The 21251-nt window shown below is 42.6% G+C and carries 17 protein-coding genes; 16 read left to right on the top strand and 1 reads right to left on the bottom strand.

Translation table 11 applies throughout. The annotated features are described in order from the left end of the window. Nucleotides 1-27: 27 nt before the first annotated feature. The 9 genes from KFT32_RS03275 to KFT32_RS03235 all read left to right on the top strand — a co-directional run bounded on the left by KFT32_RS03275 (nucleotide 28) and on the right by KFT32_RS03235 (nucleotide 11792). Complete coding sequence (locus KFT32_RS03275; RefSeq protein WP_211745695.1) at nucleotides 28-1767, top strand: ABC transporter ATP-binding protein; 1740 nt, start codon at nucleotides 28-30, stop codon at nucleotides 1765-1767. A 229-nt stretch (nucleotides 1768-1996) separates the two neighbouring features. After that, nucleotides 1997-4813, top strand: coding sequence for a chitinase N-terminal domain-containing protein (locus tag KFT32_RS03270; protein ID WP_211745694.1), 2817 nt, complete (start codon nucleotides 1997-1999; stop codon nucleotides 4811-4813). A gap of 144 nt (nucleotides 4814-4957) precedes the next feature. Then, a complete protein-coding gene (locus KFT32_RS03265; protein ID WP_211745693.1) occupies nucleotides 4958-5557 on the top strand; it encodes a TetR/AcrR family transcriptional regulator in 600 nt (199 codons plus the stop codon). A gap of 257 nt (nucleotides 5558-5814) precedes the next feature. Beyond that, a complete protein-coding gene (locus KFT32_RS03260; protein WP_211745692.1) occupies nucleotides 5815-6591 on the top strand; it encodes an ABC transporter ATP-binding protein in 777 nt (258 codons plus the stop codon). A 47-nt stretch (nucleotides 6592-6638) separates the two neighbouring features. Next, the gene (locus KFT32_RS03255) at nucleotides 6639-7643 is read left to right on the top strand and encodes an aliphatic sulfonate ABC transporter substrate-binding protein (protein ID WP_211745691.1); all 1005 of its coding nucleotides are present in this window, start codon (nucleotides 6639-6641) and stop codon (nucleotides 7641-7643) included. 33 nt (nucleotides 7644-7676) lie between these two features. Further along, complete coding sequence (locus KFT32_RS03250) at nucleotides 7677-8531, top strand: ABC transporter permease (RefSeq protein ID WP_211745690.1); 855 nt, start codon at nucleotides 7677-7679, stop codon at nucleotides 8529-8531. A 14-nt stretch (nucleotides 8532-8545) separates the two neighbouring features. Further along, on the top strand, nucleotides 8546-9343 hold the full coding sequence (locus tag KFT32_RS03245) for an ABC transporter permease (RefSeq protein ID WP_211746004.1): 798 nt from the start codon (nucleotides 8546-8548) through the stop codon (nucleotides 9341-9343). A 32-nt stretch (nucleotides 9344-9375) separates the two neighbouring features. After that, nucleotides 9376-10734: an LLM class flavin-dependent oxidoreductase gene (locus tag KFT32_RS03240; protein WP_211745689.1), complete on the top strand. Its 1359-nt coding sequence runs from the start codon at nucleotides 9376-9378 to the stop codon at nucleotides 10732-10734. 137 nt (nucleotides 10735-10871) lie between these two features. Then, the gene (locus KFT32_RS03235; RefSeq protein ID WP_349304848.1) at nucleotides 10872-11792 is read left to right on the top strand and encodes an EamA family transporter; all 921 of its coding nucleotides are present in this window, start codon (nucleotides 10872-10874) and stop codon (nucleotides 11790-11792) included. A 144-nt stretch (nucleotides 11793-11936) separates the two neighbouring features. On the opposite strand, the gene KFT32_RS03230 is transcribed toward KFT32_RS03235, so the two are convergent. Then, nucleotides 11937-12938 (bottom strand): ABC transporter substrate-binding protein, encoded by a 1002-nt coding sequence (locus tag KFT32_RS03230; RefSeq protein WP_211745688.1) that lies wholly within the window; start codon nucleotides 12936-12938, stop codon nucleotides 11937-11939. A 172-nt stretch (nucleotides 12939-13110) separates the two neighbouring features. On the opposite strand from KFT32_RS03230, the gene KFT32_RS03225 reads away from it, so the two are divergent. From KFT32_RS03225 to KFT32_RS03195, 7 genes are all read left to right on the top strand, one after another. Further along, complete coding sequence (locus KFT32_RS03225) at nucleotides 13111-13563, top strand: NUDIX hydrolase (protein ID WP_211745687.1); 453 nt, start codon at nucleotides 13111-13113, stop codon at nucleotides 13561-13563. A gap of 359 nt (nucleotides 13564-13922) precedes the next feature. Next, a complete protein-coding gene (amyS, locus tag KFT32_RS03220; protein ID WP_349304857.1) occupies nucleotides 13923-15422 on the top strand; it encodes an alpha-amylase in 1500 nt (499 codons plus the stop codon). A 179-nt stretch (nucleotides 15423-15601) separates the two neighbouring features. After that, nucleotides 15602-16366 (top strand): AAA family ATPase, encoded by a 765-nt coding sequence (locus tag KFT32_RS03215; RefSeq protein WP_211745686.1) that lies wholly within the window; start codon nucleotides 15602-15604, stop codon nucleotides 16364-16366. Between the two features lie 174 nt (nucleotides 16367-16540). Next, nucleotides 16541-17326, top strand: a complete 786-nt coding sequence (locus KFT32_RS03210; RefSeq protein ID WP_211745685.1) for a 2,3-dihydro-2,3-dihydroxybenzoate dehydrogenase — start codon at nucleotides 16541-16543, stop codon at nucleotides 17324-17326. Nucleotides 17327-17369: 43 nt separating this feature from the next. Next, nucleotides 17370-18599 carry an isochorismate synthase DhbC gene (dhbC, locus tag KFT32_RS03205; RefSeq protein WP_249435633.1) on the top strand — a complete coding sequence of 410 codons (1230 nt, stop codon included), beginning with the start codon at nucleotides 17370-17372 and terminating at the stop codon, nucleotides 18597-18599. Continuing rightward, nucleotides 18599-20245 (top strand): (2,3-dihydroxybenzoyl)adenylate synthase, encoded by a 1647-nt coding sequence (locus KFT32_RS03200; RefSeq protein ID WP_211745684.1) that lies wholly within the window; start codon nucleotides 18599-18601, stop codon nucleotides 20243-20245. Before dhbC ends, KFT32_RS03200 begins: the two co-directional genes overlap by 1 nt. A gap of 24 nt (nucleotides 20246-20269) precedes the next feature. Then, a complete protein-coding gene (locus KFT32_RS03195) occupies nucleotides 20270-21250 on the top strand; it encodes an isochorismatase family protein (RefSeq protein WP_211745683.1) in 981 nt (326 codons plus the stop codon). The last annotated feature ends 1 nt before the right edge of the window (nucleotide 21251 follow it).

The raw sequence follows: 21251 nt of genomic DNA, 5'->3' as shown, positions 1-21251 counted from the left end.
AGAAAACGTCGTTGGTAGGTGAACATCGTGAATTCAACAATTTTAAAAGTGAATCATTTGAAAGTCTCTTTTTTGAATCAGGATCGGGAGTTTGAAGCCGTAAAAGGAGTTAGTTTTGAACTGAAAAAGGGAGAAACGCTCGGTATTGTTGGGGAATCAGGTAGCGGTAAAAGTGTTACAGCTCGTTCGATCATGAGATTGCTTCCATCCCCCCCTGCTCATATGAAAGACGGAGAAATCGAGTTCATGGGTCAGAATTTGGCGCATAAAACCGAGAAAGAAATGGAATCCATTCGGGGAAGAGACATAGGGATGATATTTCAAGACCCCATGACTTCACTGAATCCTACAATTAAAGTAGGGAAACAGATTGCCGAAAGTTTAAAGAAACATCGCAAATTATCTAGTAAAGAAGCAAAGCATGAAGCCATTGAAATGTTGAAACTTGTTGGTATTCGAGATAGTGAGTCCAGATACAATCAGTATCCGCATGAGTTCTCGGGAGGCATGAGACAACGTGCCATGATTGCGATTGCACTTGCTTGTCGTCCAACCTTACTTATTGCAGATGAACCGACTACAGCGCTTGATGTAACGATACAAGCACAAATTTTGAATGTCATGAAACATATGCAAGAGAAATTTGGAACTTCCATTATTCTAATTACTCATGATCTTGGTGTAGTAGCAGGAATGTGTGACCGTGTTGTCGTGATGAAAGACGGAGAAGTGGTGGAAACAGGTACAACGGAAGAGATTTTTGAAGAGGCCAAACATCCATATACTCAAAAACTTCTAAATGCACTACCTCGCCTGGATGAGAAGAAGAAACCTAAGCCAGCTTCCTTGATTTTGAATTCAAGTAAAAGTGAGCCACTGCTTGAGGTATCGGGGCTGAAGCAATATTTTAATATGGGTAGAGGACATGTTGTGAAAGCGGTGGATGACATTAGTTTTCATATCCATCCAGGTGAAACCCTAGGGGTTGTAGGTGAATCCGGTTCAGGCAAATCTACTACGGGTAGAACGATATTACGATTGCACGAGCCAACCGCTGGAGAAGTGTTGTATCAAGGAATGCCTGTCCATCGGTTGAATAATAAGGAAATGAAAATGATGCGCAGACATATGCAAATGATTTTCCAAGACCCGTATGCTTCACTCAATCCGAGATTTAAGGTTATGGATATTATTGGAGAATCCATGGATGTCCATCAGATGAGTGGGAGTAAGGAAGCGCGTAAAAAAAGGGTTGAAGAGCTGCTGGACCTCGTAGGCCTTGAGCCATCTTTTGCTGAAAGGTACCCTCATGAATTCTCCGGAGGACAAAGGCAGCGGATCGGCATCGCTCGTGCTTTAGCTGTAGAGCCTAAATTTTTAGTATGCGATGAGCCCTTATCCGCACTGGATGTGTCCATACAGTCCCAAGTAGTTCAATTACTTGAAGACCTACAACATAAGCTGGGCTTGACCTATTTATTCATTGCTCACGATTTGTTTATGGTCAAACATATTAGTGACCGTGTGGCAGTCATGTATGCCGGAAAAATTGTCGAGCTTGCAGAGAGTGAAGAGCTTTACGCTAATCCTCAGCATGAGTATACAAAGTCTTTACTTGCGGCAATCCCAGTACCGGACCCAAGAATTGAATCGAAAAAAACTCGGAAATTACTGGAGGAACAAACCAGTGCAGATAAGTATAATCTACTACAGTCAGAGTTAGTGGAAGTTTCAAAAGGACATTTTGTTGCAATTCCAACGGGGTGATTTTTTTCGTTTTAAAAAAGATTCGGGTTTTATTCCTGAGTCTTTTTTTGTTTTTCTCAGACTTATAGTAACGCTGAACTCTCTCTTGATATACGAACGTGAATGAAATCTAACATGAAATGAAAAATGTTCAAATCACATCATTTTACATACTATTCGATAATTTTTGATACATGCGTGCTAGAATAAGACTGTATCTACCAATAATTAACAATATGGGAGGAATAACATGGGGACAACATGGAAATGGGTTCAAAACAAAAGCTGGCTTAAATACGTGGTGGCAGCAGCAGTAGCCTTATCTGTTCAGACGGGATGGTCTGGAAACATTTCCTATGTACAAGCAGAGGGACCGCAAGATCCTGCCCCTTTTATCAATGCGAAGGTTGTAAATGAAAATGCCGGTAAAAAAGTGTTATTCGACAATACGCATGCACAGACGGCAGGCGCAGCAGACTGGGTTATTGACGGTGGATTTTCCGATTTTGGCAATGCACTTGCGTCCGACGGTTATTATGTGAAAGAACTTCGCAAAGCTACTCCGATCACAATAACGGATCTTTCCGCTTATGATGTTTTTGTCGTTGCCGAACCCAATATTCCTTTCAAACAAAGCGAACAAGAAGCAATGAAACAATATGTAGATCAAGGTGGAAGTATCTTTTTTATTGGGGATCATTACAATGCAGACCGAAACAAAAATCGCTGGGATGGATCCGAGTCTATTAACGGTTTTCGTAGAGGAGCTTGGGTGGACCCGACAAAAGGAATGAGTGCAGAGGAGAAAAATTCAGCAGCGATGCAAGGCGTTGTCAGCTCAGATTGGTTAGCGGATAACTTCGGTGTAAGATTCCGCTATAACGCGCTAGGTGACATAACGGCGAATCAGATCGTTGCTCCTAATCAGGCGTTTGGTATAACAGAAGGGGTATCCGGTGTTGCGATGCATGCGGGTTCTACGCTTGCTATTACGGATCCGACGAAAGCTAAAGGGATTGTGTACGTGCCAAAAACAAAAGCAGCCTGGGGAAATGCTGTCGATCAGGGTGTTTATAATGGTGGGGGAGTAGAAGAAGGTCCTTATGTTGCTGTTTCCAAAGCAGGACTAGGTAAAGCTGCCTTCATCGGAGATTCTTCTCCTGTCGAAGATGCTTCACCCAAATATGTTCGTGAGGAGAATGGCAGTAAAAAAACGACATATGATGGGTTCAAAGAGCAGGATGATGCTACTTTACTCGTAAATCTAGTCAATTGGCTTTCAGAAGATGAGAGTTACTCTGATTTTACAAAGGTCAGTGGACTTGTACTCGACAAACCCACAACTCTCTTGCCGTTTGAAGCTCCCGCGGCTTCTACAGAACCTCAGGCTGAGCCATGGGCACAGCCTGCCGCAGGGTATAAATGGTGGGATTCTTCGACCTATAAACCTGGTTCTTACGGAAGTTCAACAGCAGCTCCATCGAATCCGACTTACAGTTTTGTGCATCAGAGTCAGTTACCCAATGCGGAAACTTTCCAGATACGTGTGGTGATCAATAATTTAGCCCCGAACAGCTCCGTATCTGGCTACAGTGCCGGTATATACACAACTGGAGGGACTCAGGTTGCCAAAGTTCAAAATGAGGGCGGAACGTGGCCGAGTGCATATGGATATAGTCAGACTTTCAGCATGACTGCTAATAGTCAAGGTATCGCGACAAAGGATATAAATGTACAGATCAAACCGGGAACGACCGGAGCTGCGAGTTTACGACTCCGACTAAACGGTTCCAATCTGGTGACAACGCCTGTTACGATTGCGAATGTTCCTGCTGAGCCTCTTCCCGGTGACGGAGGTCAAACCCCGGAAGTTACTCTGGCAACGATAAGTGAGGCAAGGGCTAAAGCAGAGGGAACCGTGGTTATGGTTGAAGGGGTAGTGACTACTCAGCCGGGTACGTTCGGGGGACAAGCTTTTTATTTACAAGACGATACGGCGGGCATTTATGTCTATCAATCACAGGAAGGATTTAATACCGGTGACAAAGTAAAAATTACGGCTACACTAACCGTGTATAACACCGAACTTGAACTTGCTGATATTGAATCGATTGAGAAAATAGGCTCCGCAAATGTTCCTAGTGCGAAACCTATTACAACGATAACGGAAGAAACACAAGGGCAACTGGTAGAATTGAATAATGTCACGATTCAAAATATCGTCAGTGCAGCGCCAGAGGGATCATTTGAATTTGATGCTGTTGGTGGTGAGCAGACAAACCATGTAAGGATTGATGCTCGTACGGGTCTTACCATTGAGACGTTTCCATTTCAAACAGGAGATAAAGTGAATCTCACAGGTGTATCTGCTATTTTTCGTGGAGTGTATCAGTTAAAACCAAGAGGAATAAGCGACATAACTCTTGTGGAAAGTACAGATCCGGAAGAGCCTGAAGTACCTGTAGATCCGGAGGAACCTGTTCTGGCCACGGGTGTACCAGGACAAGCTGTACTTTCTAGCAATAACGGTTATGATAATGGTCTGCGTGACGGAAGTTACGACATTACGATGAATTTATGGTGGGGAAACAACGCAACCGAGTACAAGTTATATGAGAATGGAGTACTAATCGATACGCAGAAAATTAGCGATAAAACACCAGAAAAACAGTCGGCTACGACTGCAATCACTGGAAAATCAAACGGAACTTATACTTATACTAGTGAGCTGACGAATCGCTATGGAACAACAGCTTCTTCTTCGGTTGTAGTCGTAGTTACGGATGCGAGTCCTGGGAACGCTGTACTTTCTCATGATAATTGGGATGGTGACGGGAACTATAACATCCAAATGAATCTTTGGTGGGGAACAAATGCATCTTCCTACCGCTTATTCGAGAATGGTGTACTTATTGATACTCAATCGTTAAGTGGACAGACCCCCAATGCACAACGTGCAGTGTCAGTCCTATCGAATCGTTCTGCGGGAACGTATGAATATGTTGCCGAGCTTGTGAATGAGTCAGGAATTACAGTGACAGATAAAGTTGTAGTAACCGTAAAATAAAGGATGAATAAAGAGTGCTGTAGGGTCTGTTTCAAGACCTGCAGCACTCTTTTGCTATGTAAAGAAGGAATAGATAGAACATATGAGTTGGGTTATAATGTCAAGACTGTTATGAATATTTTACATAAGAAAGGAGGAAAGGGCATGTCTCCAAGAAATATGGAAAAAGATATGCAAATGAGGGAGCTTCGCAAAGAGCAGATTTTGGATTCTGCACTGCAAGCCATCGCTAGAAAAGGAGTAAGTTCGGTTAGTATTACGGATATAGCGATGGAAGCCCGTTTAAGCGTAGGGAATGTCTACAATTATTTTAAATCGAAAGAAGAAATTTTAAGTGAAGTGTTACGAAGAGGACAAGAGAATTACGGGAGAACAGTTAGTGAATATGCACAACGAAAAGGAATTAGCCCAGCTCAGAAACTGCATGAATTTGCGGAGTCTTGGCTATTACAAGAGAGCAACTGGGCTTTCACCATTATGTTGCAAAGTGTACGTACTAATGAAATGATTGATACAGAAATTAGAGAAGCAGCGACGAAGAGATTCACTAGGAATTTGGAGCCGCTTGCCTCTATCTTTCAGGAAGGACAAAGGGAAGGATTATTCATAGATGAACCTCCAATTGAACTGGCCTTTTATTTTGTAAGTTTAATTCAGGGATTAACTTTGCAAAAAGCTCCAGGTTTCGAAATCCCTGTTTCTATTCAGGTACATCGTCTAGTGAGATTATTTGAAAAGAAATAACTTTACAAAAAAAGGTTTGACATCCATTTTTACTGTTGATAGAATAAGCGACAGAACAAACTGAATATTGTTTCAGTTTGTGAAATGACCCAATTGAATAGCGAATCGACCAGACCACTGGAGATATCACGCTTTTTTATTTTTGAGGTGCTTTTGTTGTTATGCACCTGTATTGCGTAATGTCTCTATTTTTTTATACCTTTTTCCTACTAAACAGGTAAGTTTAATTAATAAAAGCGACTCAGGAGGTATTTCCTATGACGTCAAATACGCTCAGGATAGAACAATTAAATAAAATCTTTCGAGCACCTGCAGGGGATGTGATCGCACTCCATCAGATTGATTTGCAGGTTCGCAAAGGAGAATTTCTAACGATGATTGGTCCAAGTGGATGCGGGAAGAGTACGTTACTCAAAATTATTGCGGGGCTGGACACTTCTTATGAAGGAAAAGTTTTGCTAAACGAAGAGCCAATTGTTGGACCCAGTATTCAAAAAGGATTTATTTTTCAGGAACCAAGGCTGTTTCCGTGGCTAAGTGTCGAGAAAAATATTGCCGGTAATTTATCGCTGAAAAAACCAGAAATTCGCCGCAAGGTGTCAGAACTTATTGAACTTGTTCGATTAGAAGGATTCGAACAATCTTACCCTAGAGAGTTGTCAGGAGGAATGGCTCAGCGTGTTGCCATCGCACGTGCATTGCTACGTGAGCCGGATGTTCTTTTACTGGATGAACCGTTTGGTGCACTGGATGCCTTTACAAGGTCTCACATGCAAGAGGTACTTTTAGATATTTGGCAGAGAAACCGGACAACGATGGTATTTGTTACACATGACCTTGATGAAGCAGTATTTCTAGGAGAACGAGTTGTCATTATGAATCCGAGGCCGGGACAGATTCGGACGATCCAGCCCATTGATTTACCTTTTCCACGCAAGAGAACAGGATCTTCCTTTCAAGAACTTAGAGCAAAGGTACTTCGTGAATTTGAAAAGGTGGAAGAACCCGAGATTGATACAGGTGCAGGTATTTAAATCGATGAATGGTGAACGTCATTAATTGATCAAGGGGAGAATGATTTATGTTGAAAAAGAAAACGTTCCAGGTTTGGACAGTATTATTGTTAATTGCTTTAATAAGTGCCGGTTGCGCGAATCAAAGCACTAAACATCCTAGTGGGGAAAATGGAGCTGAAGGTATAACGGTTCGAATTGGAGTACAAGGCAGCGGTGGGCTGTTTGGAAAGGCACGTGAAGAACAGTGGTTCGAAAAAGAATTTGCCAAACATGGGGTCAAAGTAGAGTGGGCAGAATTTCAAAGCGGACCACCGATGACAGAGGCGATGGCTTCTAATCGACTTGATTTCGCAGGACTTGGAAATATGCCGATCATTGCTGCACAAGCAGCAGACATCTCCTTTAAAGTGATTTCACAAAGCTTAGAAGGCAAAAATAATGTTGCCATTATTGTACCAGCAAATAGCTCTGCTAAGACACTTAGTGATCTAAAAGGGAAGAAAATCGCTGTAACCAAAGGAAGTAATGCATTTAACTTTTTGTACCGAGGGCTAGCAGCAGAAGGAATATCCGTTTCTGATTTGGAAGTGATTCAGCTTCAACCCGATGAGACACAGCCCGCATTTGAATCCGGGAGCATTGATGCTTGGGCAACATGGGACCCATATATCACACTCAATACACTAACTGGAAAAGCGAAAGTTCTAACAGACGGGGAAAAGCTGGGGATATTATCTCCTTCCTTTAATATCGTTCGCAAAGATTTTGCTGACGACCATCCTGAGCTGGTAACTCTCTATCTAAAAGTGCTGAATGATGCGCTTGCGTGGGAGAAAGACAATGAACAGGACGCACTTCAAAGATATGCAGATGAAAGGGGCATTCCAGTAGATGTCATTAAAGGTACGTTCGAGCGATCGAGACAGCTCAACATTCCCGTAAGCCCGGAGATTATAGAAGAGCAGCAGAAGACAGCAGATTTTCAATTTGAACAAAAAACGATACGCAAAAAGATTGATGTAAAGAACGTGTTTGATAATCAGTACATTGAAGCAGCACTTCAACCGTAAAGATAAGATTTCTTTAGAAAGGGGGCGTATTCCATGCTTCAGGAAAGTGTAAGGAAATTATCAAAGAAACGGAAAGGCCCTCGTGCATCGCTTCAGCAGAAGGATCCTTACTGGAAAATAAGATGGACCAATATTTTACTGGGTTGGTCTGTTCCTTTCATCATCATTGTGGTGTGGCAGTTAGCGGGAACGTTCGGGTGGCTTAATCCCGTGCTGCTCCCTACACCAAGTGTCATATGGAATGAGCTTGTAAATATGACGACTTCCGGTGAATTAGCTTCCAACCTCGGCATATCCGCTGGAAGAGCATTTCTTGGATTTATTCTCGGAGGAGGGCTTGGACTTGCCACAGGACTGTGGGTTGGTTTCTCTTACCGAGCAGAGCGGCTTGTCGATCCTTCCCTTCAAATGCTTCGAACCTTACCGCATTTAGCGATTGCTCCTCTATTTATTTTATGGTTTGGTTTTGGTGAAACATCGAAAATTTTACTGATTGCAAAAGGCTCATTTTTTCCACTATACGTAAACACATTTCTTGGTATTCGTTCTGTTGATAACAAGTGGTTTGATGTAGCCCGTGTCCTGGAGTTTAGCAAATGGGACCTGATTTGGAAGCTGATTGTGCCAGCTGCTCTTCCTAATATTTTTCTTGGTATAAGACTATCGATTGGAGTGGCATGGCTTGGGCTTGTCGTCGCGGAATTGATGGGTTCAAGCTCAGGTATAGGCTACATCATCAATGATGCTCGCTCTTTTTCATTAACGTCTGTTGTATTCGTAGGTATTCTTGTGTTTGCACTAGTAGGTAAACTTTCCGATTCATTGATCAAATGGTTGGAACGCCGAATGCTTACATGGCAGGACAGTTATAAGGGAGGTGGAAGGTAGTGAAAATCAGTTCCATGAGGGAAAAGCAGGCGGTCTCTAGGGACTGGCTTCAAATGATTCCTGACCCACTTCATGCTTGGATTCTTCCTACTTTGCTTCTTATCTTTTGGCAGGCAGCGGGAAGTCTGCATCTGATTGCTCCCAATTTATTGCCGACTCCGATCGCGATTGTGGAGCAGTTCATTAAGTTACTAGTGAGCGGTACGCTATGGGGGCATTTTGAAAGTAGTATGATTCGTGCCTTATCCGGTTTTGTGCTTGGCGGGTTAACGGGATTATTCCTAGGATTATTTACGGGTCTCGGAAAAATAGCCGAACGGACACTTGACCCGACGCTCCAAATGCTACGGACGATTCCACTTTTATCACTCATTCCGTTATTTATTCTGTGGTTTGGAATCGGTGAGTTTTCCAAAATTCTAATGATTGCTCTCGGAGCATTCTTCCCCGTGTATGTGAATACGTTTCTAGGGATTCGGAGTGTAGATGTGAAGCTGTATGAAGTGTCCAGCATTTTTCAATTTACTAAACTTCAATTACTACTAAGACTGATTCTACCCGCAGCGCTACCTAATATTCTGCTTGGAATTCGTCTAGCACTGGGAGTTTCCTGGTTGGTGCTTGTTGTTGCGGAGATGATGGGAACAAGCAGCGGGATCGGCTATATGATTCAAGATGCAAGAGCTTATTCGCAAACCGATATTGTTTTTGTAGGCATTATCATTTTCGCTGTGATCGGTAAGCTTTCAGATTCTATTGTTCGGATCATGGAGTCAAGAATGCTTCGCTGGAGAGAAACATATAAAGGATGAACTCAAATTAATAGTAGAAGGGTTGTTTCGGCATGGGAAAAAGAGAGGAACAAATGCATTTGGGTGCTTTTATTTATTATTCAGGTCATCATCATGCAGGGTGGAGACATCCTGATTCTGGGGTAGAGCAAATGTTTGATGTCGAGCTGTATAAAAAACTCGCTCAGACGGCTGAGCAAGGTAAGTTTGATATGATCTTTTTTGCCGACTTATTGTATGTACAACAAGTAGAGTATGCTGCTTCAGGTATGCTTGATCCACTTACTTTGCTATCTGCGTTATCTATGGTAACGGATCGAATCGGACTTACAGGGACAGTATCGACGACCTATAATGAACCCTTTAATGTTGCCCGTAAATTTGCATCTCTTGATTTTATTAGCGGGGGGAGAGCAGGTTGGAATATTGTAACCTCCCAGCTGGACATTGAAGCTCATAATTATGGTAAACCCGAACACCCGGAGCATGGACTGCGCTATCAGATGGCAAGCGAATTTGTTGATGCGGTCACTACACTATGGGACACTTGGGAAGACGGGGCCCTTGTATTGGACCGAGAAAATGGAAGATTCGCTGATGGATCAAAAGTTAAACCAGCTGATTTTAATGGGCAGTTCTATGCGACAAAAGGTCCGCTGAATGTACCTCGTCCTCCTCAAGGATATCCGGTACTTATTCAGGCAGGTTCGTCCGAGCCAGGGCAGCATTTTGCTGCACAGTACGGAGAAGTCATCTTTACCGCACAGCAGTCGATTCAGGCAGCACAGCACTTCTATGAAGAAGTGAATGAGAAATTGGAATTTAGCGGACGGCAAAAAGGATCGCTGAAGATTATGCCAGGACTTTCACCCATTATTGGCGTTACGGAAGAGGAAGCACAGCAAAAATATAAAGAGCTTCAAGATCTAATCCCTCCTGCAACGGCAGTGATGGTCTTGTCTGGGTTTTTGAACTATGATTTGAGTGGGTACCCTGTAGATGGGCCGTTGCCAAATGATATACCAGATCCTGTGGCTGCATCCAATGGAATGAAGAGCAGAGTGATGTTATTCATGGATATGGCTTATCAGGAGCAGCTATCTATCCTTGAATTAGGCCGAAAAATACTTAGTACGCGTGGTCATATGCAGTTTGTAGGTACACCCGAACAACTTGCAGACCTAATGGAAGAGTGGTTTGAAGCAAGAGCATGTGACGGCTTTAATATCATGCCACCGGTTCTTCCAGGGGATCTTGATGATTTTGTTAATCTGGTCATTCCGGTACTTCAGAAACGCGGATTATTTAGAGAAGAGTATACAGGTACTACCCTGAGAGAGCATTTGGGATTGAGTCGTCCAGAAATAGGACATTTTAAGCAAAATCAACAGGCGAGTGTGGAAGTGAATTAACAGCGTTATCTTTCATTCAGTAGTTTACTTTTTTAACAATTTCCCTTACAATTATTAATAAATTTTATATTATGAAAAATTCAAACCCCACTTTTATTGTTTTCTGGTTCCTAAAACAATAGAGGCGGGGGTTTTTTGTGGGGGTAGGTAATTCATTGTTTCAACTGATGAAAAATTCGATGTACGTATTTTTAGGGGCATGTTCCTTTGGAATCTTGTCCACGATTGTGAAATTGGGATATGAAAAAGGATTTACGTTTCAACAATTGACGCTTGGACAATTTGGGAGCGGATGGATTCTGCTTCTTATTCTGATGCTTTTATTTGCCAGGCAGAAAGTGAATTTCAAACAATTTATCCGTCTTGCTGGTGTCGGTGCTTGTACCTGTCTGACAGGGGTCGCTTATTACCTGTCATTGCAAAGTATTCCTGCGTCAATCGCGGTGGTGCTATTATTTCAATTTACATGGATCGGTGTTGTCATTGAGGCTATAGTGACGAAAAAGCGGCCATCAACCGCGACGATGGTGTCTGTCATTCTATTATTTATAGGAACCATCATGGCTGGAGGAATTATTGGTGCTGAGGAACTTCAATTAAATCTGAAGGGTACGCTACTTGGTTTAGCAGCCGCTGTGATGATGGCGTTGTTTGTATTCTTTAGTGGCAGAGTAGAGACGCAGATGTCTCCCATTACGAGAAGTTTCTACACATCGACAGGAAGTTTGTTACTACTTCTCACGATATTGACACCAAAAGTGGTGTTCGAAGTATCATTTGGGGACGGGCTATGGATATTTGGTCTGATTTTAGGCATCTTTGGTGTTGTCCTACCTGTATTACTGTTTGCACTTGGCGCACCGAAAATAAGTACTGGCCTTGCTACCATTCTAGGAGCAGGAGAACTTCCCGTTGCCGTAATTGCTTCCGTCTGGGTACTGCAGGAGCAAGTATATTTCATCCAGTGGATTGGAATTGTGATTATTTTATTTGGGATCGCTTATCCGCAAGTGTTCGGTAGAAGCTGGAGGAAGAAGGAAGTTAAAGTAGTGCAATAGAAAATTCGCAAAAATCGTTTTGTTTCAATAAACAAAATAAACACTATATCAAAAAAAGGCGATTCCCCATTCGATTCTGAATGAAAAGTCGCCTTTTTTTATTTGATTTTACAAATTTAATTCAATTTAATTAGTTGTTCTATTTTACTTTACAAGGCTTTCGAGTACGTTATCAATCATTTGGGAGTTAGCAATAGATCCAGTGTACAGCCAGCTGCTGTCTTTACTATACTCATACACATTGCCGTTCTTCACTGCAGGGATGTTCTTCCATAGAGCATCATCTAATGCTTCACTTCCGGAGTCCTTATCACTATTGATGAGGAAGAGATGGTCAGCATCAAGCTCAGCTAGTTTTTCAAGGGATATAGGAAGCCAGTTTCCTGTTCCTGTAGCAGAAATTTCTTTCACTACCTCAGGTACGGCAAGTCCCAAATCGTTGTACATTACAGTTCCACTGGATAGGTCTTGGCTCACCATGAAGAATTGTTTCTGCACGAGCCAGATGGCAGCTGCGGATTCACCCGGTACAGCAGCTTTTAGCTTTTCTTTGGCATCTGCAGCTTTTGCATCGTAATCATCAAGTGCTTTTTGAGCTTCGGTCTCTTTACCAAGAACCTCACCGATCTTCAGAAGTTCTTCTCTCCAGTCATTGTTTTGTTCGCCACCAACGACATAAGTAGGGGCAATTTTGGAGTATTGTTCGTATTTATCTCCAGCAACCATTTCAGCATTGTCCATAATAATCAGATCTGGTTCAAAACTAGCAACTTGTTCAAAAGGAAGATCATACGGTATAGTTGGGATGTCTTTTAGTTCGGTTTGCAAATATTCTTGAATTCCGTTCGCAACAGACCATTGTGCCGCTGGTTTTACTCCAAGAGCAACGAGGTTATCTTCAAGATAAGAAGCAATAATTCGTTGTGGATTGGCTGGAACGACGACTTCATGCCCCATTGCATCGGTTAACGTACGGTCTTGCGCTGTATTTTCAGCACCGTCAGTTGCGGGTGCTTCCGTATTTGAATTTGTATTCGGTGTTGTATTATTTGAAGCATCATTGCTATTTCCGCAGGCAGATAAAAATGCGGATACGACGAGTAGACTCGCCAGGAGTGTAATAAACTTCTTCTTACGGTTTAACATTGTGGTTCCCCCTATAATTCTCTATGTAATAGTACAATATGAATGATAACAATTATCATTATCAAATTCAATCTATTTTTTATTCAAATTTTTGGCTATCAGAAAGAAGGATAATTTATACAAGTGACGATACATATGAGATAGGAAAAGATAATATAAGGAGTAGATAAGAATGTCTAAGGGTCCAATCGTTTTGGTCGCTAGTGTTTCTATCGTCAGTAATGGAAGATTACTAATTATCGAAGAGAAAAAACCATATGCTGAAGGATTGTGGAATTTTCCATCTGGGAGACTCGAGCAAGGAGAAAATATTCTTGATGCAGCGAAGCGTGAAGTTAAAGAAGAGACGGGTCTTGATGTCAGTCTTACTTCTTTTACGGGAGTATATAATTTTACGAGTCATACGAACGATCAAGTGATTATGTTTCATTTTATGGGGGAGATTACAGGCGGTTCTCTTCAGCTTGAGAAAGGCATCGTGACAGCTAGCTACTGGATCAATCTAAGTGATTTTCTAAGGATGGATATCCAAATGCTACGGAATGGAGCGGTGTTGAAACAAATCGGACAAAACATAGCTGATGAAAAATTTTATCCGCTTAGCATCATTCAAGCTCCATTGTAGTTAACCTACAAATACAACTTGAAAATATTAGAAATAGGGTATTGTATCCTCCAGAAATGTTGTGATAGAATCCATTCGGACAGATTTTTCTATGAGTACATATTTATTTGTAAATGCTTACATTGAGACGGATCTGTTAAATGAATAAAAAGGAGGTAACTTATTCTAAAAAACAAACGTTTGCACTCTGATTTTGGCAAGAAGCAAGCGATTTTTTATTTTGTACTTTGCACAAACGTTTGCACCTCGGATTTTATCAAATTATAGGAGGTTTTATCTTGTTCCAACATGCCAAAAAGCTAGTTTCTGTGTTTACTTCTTTCGCACTCTTGCTTACCTGCTTCTATTTAGCTCCCCTCATTGAAACCCCAACCACTGAAGCTGCTGAGATAAAAGCTAGTGCTGCTGCAGAACCCTTTAACGGAACGATGATGCAATATTTTGAGTGGTATTTACCGAATACAGGACAGCACTGGAACAAATTGAAAGCGGATGCATCTAATCTCAAAAACATGGGGATTACTGCTGTATGGCTTCCTCCGGCTTACAAAGGACAAGCAGGTGTAAACGATGTTGGATATGGGGTTTACGATCTATACGATCTCGGCGAGTTTAATCAGAAGGGAGCTGTGCGTACCAAATACGGCACAAAAGCTGAACTTCAGCAAGCGATTACACAGTTGCATGCTAATCAAATCCAGGTATATGGAGATGTCGTCGTTAATCATCGTATGGGCGGTGATGGTACAGAGTTTGGTAATGCAGTAGAGGTTGCAGGGAATGACCGTAATCGAGAAACGTCAGGGACGTACAATATTCAGGCATGGACGAAATATGACTTTCCAGGTCGTAACAATATGTATTCCAGTTTCAAGTGGAGATGGCAGCATTTTGACGGTACAAGCTGGAATGAAAGCAACAAGAAAGAAGCCGTCTACAAAATGTCAGGTAAGAATTGGGACTGGGAAGTAGATACGGAAAACGGTAACTATGATTACTTGATGGGGGAAGATCTGGATTTTGATCATCCTGATGTGGTGAATGAGATTAAGAATTGGGGAGAGTGGTACGCTAATACTTTACAGCTAGATGGTTTTCGTCTGGATGCAGTAAAACATATCAAATACAGTTTCATGAAAGACTTTGTACAGAATGTGCGTACGAAAACAGGCAAAGAAATGTTTACTGTAGGTGAATTTTGGAGCGGAGATCTTGGCAAACTACAAAATTATTTGAATAAAGTAGGTGGAACCGTTTCTCTCTTTGATGTACCTCTACATTACAAGTTCCAATCCGCATCAAACAGTAATGGTAATTTTGACATGCGTACAATAGCTCAAAACACACTCGTCGGTGCGGATCCGGTACATGCGGTTACTTTTGTAGACAATCATGATACCCAGCCAGGGCAATCCCTCACTTCTTGGGTTAATGAATGGTTTAAACCTTTGGCCTATGCTTATATATTGACTCGTGAAGAAGGTTACCCATCTGTATTTTACGGTGATTACTACGGGATTCCTAATCATAATATTAATTCTTTGAAAGACAAGCTTGACCCTTTACTACAAGCGAGAAAAAATTATGCATTTGGTACTCAACATGATTACATTAACCATCAGGACATTATTGGCTGGACCCGTGAAGGCTTAGCAAGCAAGTCAAAATCTGGTCTTGCAACACTGATTACAGATGGACCAGGTGGTAATAAAGATATGTTTGTGGGTACCCAAAATGCGGGTGAAACTTGGATAGATGTAACAGGGAACCGGACAGACAAAGTAGTCATCAATTCTTCGGGTTATGGAAATTTCAAAGTAAATGGAGGTTCTGTATCGGTTTGGGTGGAGCAAGGCTAACCCGATCAATGACTCTTTATAGTCCAGATCGGGACAGCTGTTCGCACTAACTTCGATCGAAGACCATTCTTTTTATAGAGAGTGCTACTTAAATCGATGGCGGTTTCTTTCTTTTCCAGAAAATCGTTATAATACGGTTGATAAGTATTACCCCCTAAAATGGAGGAGGGCAGACCAATATGAATGATTTACTAAGTAGTCCTTTTTTGAGAGAACTCAAGGTATCGGTTGCAGATCACCGGTTTAGTCAAACCTATCCATTTAACATCCCGGCTATTCGTAACCTACAATCTTTGAAATTCCATCCCAAAGTCACTTATATTGTAGGGGAGAATGGAATGGGAAAGTCAACCTTGCTGGAGGCTATCGCGATTGCTTCTGGATTTAATCCGGAAGGAGGAACGCGTAATTTTCAGTTTGCTACAAGGGAAACACATTCGATCCTTCATGAACATATCAGACTCGTTAGAGGTGGAGCTAAGCCGAGAGATGGCTTTTTCTTTCGAGCCGAAAGTTACTATAATGTAGCATCTTACATAGATATCCTTGATGAAGAGCAGAATCCCTATAATCCTCCGCTCAAAAATTCGTATGGTGGAAAGTCGTTGCATGAGCAGTCCCATGGGGAATCGTTTTTCTCTGCTTTTCTGAATCGATTTGGCGGGTATGGTCTTTATATTCTGGACGAACCTGAAGCCGCATTGTCTCCAATCCGGCAAATGTCCATGCTTGCTCGTATTCATGAGCTTGTAAAACGTAACAGTCAGCTCATTATTTCTACACATTCACCTATTCTTATGGCTTATCCAGACAGTGTTATCTATCAATTAAATGATCATGGAATTGAAACGGTTACGCTAGAAGAAACAGATCATTATGTCATTATGAAACAGTTTATGAACCATAAGGAGAGCATGCTGAGCGAGCTATTTTATGACGAATAATGAAGCGTAAAGTTAACGTATTAGAAAAGACATTCCTTTATTTCATAAGGGCATGTCTTTTTTTGTTGGAAAATACCGGATAATATCCATGGTCAATGGGTATTGCATTCTCTATAATGAGAAACGTTATCAATAAGATGATAATTATTCTCAATATAAAGAGGTGGAATAAATATGGGCTCTTCCAGTGGGGAAGGACAGGTGGCTATCGTCACTGGTGCTGCCCAAGGCATCGGGAAAGCAGTGGCTAAAGAACTCGCCAATCAACATATCAAGGTGGCCATGGTAGATCAGAACGCTCGTTTACTTTATTCCACAGCGAAAGCATTTCAAAATGAAGGATTACTCGTTTCGGCTTTTCCTGCAGATGTAAGTAAAAGCAGTTCTGTAGATCATGTACTCGACCAAATTCAAGCAGAGTTATCAGCTCCTGATATTCTGGTGAACGTGGCCGGTGTGCTTGAAACAGGTCCGGTTGCTTTTTTCAGCGATGAAGATTGGAAACGAGTGTTTGATGTAAATACACACGGTGTTTTTTATGTGAGCAGAGCAGTGGCCCGGCTTATGATCCCTCGTAAATCGGGAGTTATTATTACGGTCGGTTCTAATGCGGCAGCGATGCCTCGTATGAACATGTCTGCGTACGCTGCTTCCAAAGCTGCGGCAGTGCATTTCACCAAATGTTTAGGTTTGGAGCTTGCCCAGCATGGCATTCGGTGCAATGTGGTTTCACCAGGATCTACGGATACTGCAATGCAGCGTCACATGTGGACTGAGGATCTGACGGTAGACTCCATCCTGTCAGGGTCATTAGAGAGTTATCGTCTTGGAATCCCGCTCGGCAAACTGGGTGAAGCAGAAGATGTTGCACAAGCAGTTTCGTTCCTAGTATCGGATCGAGCAAAACAAATTACAATGTGTGATCTGCGTGTAGATGGCGGAGCAACGCTCGGTGTATAGCGGTAGTTCGTAGTTCAAATCAAGAAATAAGGGAGGAAAGTACATGGGTACAGATATGCATCTAACGAGAAACCAAGAAGCTGGGAAAATACTGCAGCACTATAAACCGTCCGGGTCTTTCTTTTTTGCAACTCCGAAATATACCATGCTTACCGAAGGAACTTTATCTCTAATCGAGGGACTTGAGGGAGTAACCCAGAGAGACGAGATTCTATCCCTGATACGTGAAAAAAAGCGGAATGGACGGATTGTGGGAGCTATTCCTTTTGATATGAATGTTCAGGCCCGGCTCTATGAATGTGAAAATGTCCATATTACATCCTCTCTCTGTAAAGAAGAGATTCCTAATGAAACGAAAAGTGGACTGGACACAAGTAAAATAGTAATGACATCCGTGCCAAATGAAGAGCAGTACAAGGCTGATGTAAGCGAGGCGGTTCGCCTCATTGAAAGAGGTGATTTGGAAAAGGTAGTGCTGTCGAGAAAACTTCATGTTACTTCGAGCGAAAAGGTACAGATAAAGCCGATATTGTCCGCACTACTTCGACTGAATCCACAGGGATACACGTTTAGTGTTCCGCTTTCGGTGACTTCTTTAGATTTACAAACACAGACAAATGTAACACTGCTGGGGGCAAGTCCTGAACTTCTTATTCGGCGTACTGGAATAGAAGTTACTGCCAACCCGCTTGCTGGTTCCATTCCAAGAAGTGATGACCCGATAGAGGACCAGAAACGTGCTGAAAATCTTCTCATTTCTACTAAAGATCTTCATGAGCATGCTCTGGTCATATCGAATATTTCTGCTGCCCTTCGTCCTTATTGCAAACATCTTCATGTTCCGCAGAAACCTTCCCTTGTTGCGACGGAAACGATGTGGCATTTATCTACTGAAATTACGGGGGTGCTGGAGGAAGCAACGACGACATCTTTAGAACTGGCGATGGCCATGCATCCGACACCTGCCGTGTGCGGAACACCGACAAAGGAGGCTAAACAGACCATTGATAAGATAGAAACGTATGATAGAGATTACTATACCGGAATGATTGGATGGTGTGATGAGGAAGGCAATGGCGAGTGGGTCGTAACGATCCGCTGTGCCGAGATTGAAGAGAATGAACTGCGTTTATACGCGGGTGCTGGTATCGTTGCAGGTTCCAAGCCAGAAGATGAACTAGCGGAGACAGCAGCAAAGCTAGGCACATTTTTACAAGCCATCGGTGTAAAGGAAGCTAGAAAAGAGATGACCCTGAGCAGGAGGGATCAATAATGATGGAAGGATGCATGCCGTGGCCGGAGGAAGAAGTAACACGATATAAAAATCTCGGTTATTGGCAAGGGATTACCTTTAGTGAATTACTGACGGAGAGAGCAAAGAGGTATCCGTTACAAGCGGCAATCATTAGCGGTGAGAAGCGATGGACATATGAGGATCTTCATCAAGAGGTGGAGCAATTAGCAGCTGGTCTAATTCACTTAGGAATTCAAAAGGAAGATCGGATTGTGGTTCAGCTCCCCAACATTGGAGAATTGCTAGTCGTTATTTTTGCCTTGTTCCGTATAGGCGCCTTACCTGTATTCGCTCTTCCTTCTCACCGGCAAAGTGAGATCTTCTATATTAGTGAGTACGTGGTAGCAAAAGCCTACATCATTCAAGACATGTATGGAGGATACGATTACCGCAAAATGGCTGCTGAGTTACAGCATGCGGTTTCCACCATCAAGCATGTCTTCGTGGTAGGGGAACCGTTAGGATTTCAATCACTTAGGAGCTTATATGCTGACCCTGCCTCGGTTACATTCTCAGAGACTCAGGCGGGAGAGGTAGCGTTTCTCCAGCTAAGCGGAGGAAGTACTGGATTACCAAAGCTGATCCCGAGAACACATGATGATTACATCTATAGCTTACATGGAAGTGCTGAAATATGCGGTCTAAGTGAAAAAAGTGTCTACATGGCAGTTCTACCCGCTGCTCATAATTTTCCGCTCAGCTCGCCGGGGGTTCTCGGCACACTTTATGCAGGTGGAACGGTCGTTATGGCTGAAGGGGGAAGCCCCGAGGAGGCTTTTGCGCTCATTGAGAAAGAAAAGGTAACCATTACGGCACTGGTTCCGCCGCTTGCGATGGTGTGGATCGATGCGAAAAAGTCTCGTAAAGAGGACTTGTCTTCTCTTGAGGTACTTCAGGTAGGAGGTGCGGCTTTTTCGGAAGCAGCAGCCATCAAGCTGAACAATGCATTTGATTGTGTTCTACAGCAAGTATTTGGTATGGCTGAAGGTCTAGTCAACTACACAAGGTTAGGAGATCCCGAGCACGTGATTGTTCGCACCCAAGGCAGACCTATCTCTCCTGCGGATGAAGTTCGAATTGTGGATGAAGAGGACAAGGATGTGGAGATTGGAGAGACGGGGCATCTGTTGACTAGGGGACCGTACACAATTAGGGGTTATTACAAGGCGGAAGAACATAATCGGCGCTCGTTTACACCGGACGGATTTTATCGAACAGGAGATCTCGCACGTGTGACTCCAGAAGGCAACCTAATCGTTACGGGACGTGCCAAGGACCAGATTAACCGCGGCGGAGAAAAAGTAGCGGCAGAAGAAGTAGAAAATCACTTACTAGCGCATAAAGAACTTTACGATGTTGCGGTGGTATCCATGCCGGATGATTTCCTTGGAGAAAGAATCTGCGCCTTTATCATAGTAAGAGAAGAACAGCAAAAGCGACCCGGAATACGCGAACTTCGCCGTTTTTTAGAAAAAAGAGGGCTTGCTGCCTATAAGATTCCGGATCGATTCGAATTCGTCTCTTCCTTTCCGATGACAGCTGTTGGGAAGGTGAGTAAAAAAGGGCTGCGCACACAAATTGCTGACAAGCTCCATCTGGAAAGAAACAACCAACCCATTAGATGATCTACCCAGAAAGGATGATTTGACATGGCAATTCCAACGATTACTTCCTACACTATGCCTTTACGTACAGATTTACCAGAGAACAAAGTGAACTGGAAAGCAGATCCATCCAGAATGGTACTCCTTATTCATGATATGCAGCAATATTTCATTGAAGCCTATCAGGGAGATTCTCCTGTTACTGAATTAGTCGAGCATATTCATTGGCTGCGCAAAACTGCTCATCAGCTCTCTATTCCTGTTATCTATACGGCTCAGCCTGGTGGCCAGACACAAGAAGAAAGAGGACTGCTTCTGGATTTCTGGGGAAATGGCATTGGGGATGATCCCGAAGAACAACGTATTATTCCTTCCCTTGCTCCGGCAGAACAGGACATGTTACTTACCAAATGGAGGTACAGCGCTTTTCAAAAAACCGATCTGCTGTCCATCATTAGAAGTACAGGCAGAGATCAAATCATGATTTGCGGCATTTACGCCCATATTGGTTGTATGTTGACGGCTGCAGAAGCTTTTATGCAGGAGATCCAGCCCTTTTTTGTAGCAGATGCACTAGCTGATTTTTCAAAAGATTATCATTTACAAGCTTTGAAATATGCTTCTGAGCGGTGCGCATATACGTTAACAACAGCAGAAATTGTAGCACAACTGAACTTTGAATCAACTGCAACGACTGAAATAGACGATGAGAAGGTTCACCCAATCGTGACACCAGAGTCCCTGCGAACAGTAATTGCGAATTTGCTTTATATGCCTGAAACTGAGATTTCTGTTGATGAAGACGTAACGATGCTGGGGCTCGATTCCATTCGAATTATGAATTTGGTAGAGCAGTGGCGAGCACAGGGGAAAGATATTAATTTTATAGATCTGTTAGAGAAACCGACTTTGCTTGATTGGTGTGACTTGTTAAATGCAGATAGCAATGGGCAAGATCAAAGCCGGGTAACAATCATTCCGTCTGCTGATGTAAATCCACCTAATTTGGATTATTTGCTGAAGTAAG

This window comes from Paenibacillus sp. Marseille-Q4541, assembly GCF_018310695.1.
Lineage (GTDB): Bacteria > Bacillota > Bacilli > Paenibacillales > Paenibacillaceae > Paenibacillus.
Note: the sequence above shows the minus strand (reverse complement) of the source record. Positions and strands in the feature narration are given on the sequence as shown.